General features: G+C 35.5%; 1 protein-coding gene. It reads left to right on the top strand.

Features of this window, described 5'->3' with window-relative positions; all coding sequences use genetic code 11:
- Positions 1-565: DUF2779 domain-containing protein (locus tag EHQ62_RS18520; RefSeq protein ID WP_135645609.1), on the top strand; the 565-nt coding region annotated here is incomplete at its 5' end.
- Between the last annotated feature and the right edge of the window lie 117 nt (positions 566-682).

Below are 682 nucleotides of genomic sequence, written 5' to 3'. Positions count from 1 at the left end.
TTCTCCTTTTCAGCAGATTCCGTTTCAATATTCGCTCCATGTAGTATACGAGCCTAACGGTATCGTAGAACATAAAGAATTTTTGGCAGACCCTTCTCATTTTAATGTAAAATCTGCAATTGATCCTAGGTTAAAACTATTAGAACAAATGCAAATTGACTTAAGCAAATTGGGAAGCATAGTCGCTTATAATGCCACTTTTGAAAAGAATGTTTTAAGGGGGCTTTCACTAACCTATCCCAAACATTATGATTGGATAAACTCAGCTATATCCAGATTCGTAGATTTATATGAAGTTTTTCGAAAAGGATGGTATTATACCCCGAAGATGGGATGTTCTGCTTCCATCAAATCAGTTCTTCCAGCTCTTGCTCCTGAATTCAGCTACAACGATTTAGCAATCTCAAATGGCGGTGATGCTAGTAATACATTTATGGGTATGATTGACGGTTCTTTTACGGGAGACGTGGAAGTCACACGAACTCAATTACTGGATTATTGCGAGCGTGACACCTTAGGTATGGTGATCATTTGGCAGAAATTATATGCCGAGTCGGGATTTTGAATAATATCGATGGATAAGAAAAAAAATGAAAAAAGTAAATCTACTGGAAGGAGCTTATTGAATAAAGAACCATCTTTGAATATGCTCATAAAAAAAAATTTAATTAAAATAAACCAT

The organism is Leptospira jelokensis, from assembly GCF_004769635.1.
GTDB classification, from domain to species: domain Bacteria; phylum Spirochaetota; class Leptospiria; order Leptospirales; family Leptospiraceae; genus Leptospira_A; species Leptospira_A jelokensis.
This window is presented reverse-complemented; position numbering and strand designations above follow the sequence as displayed.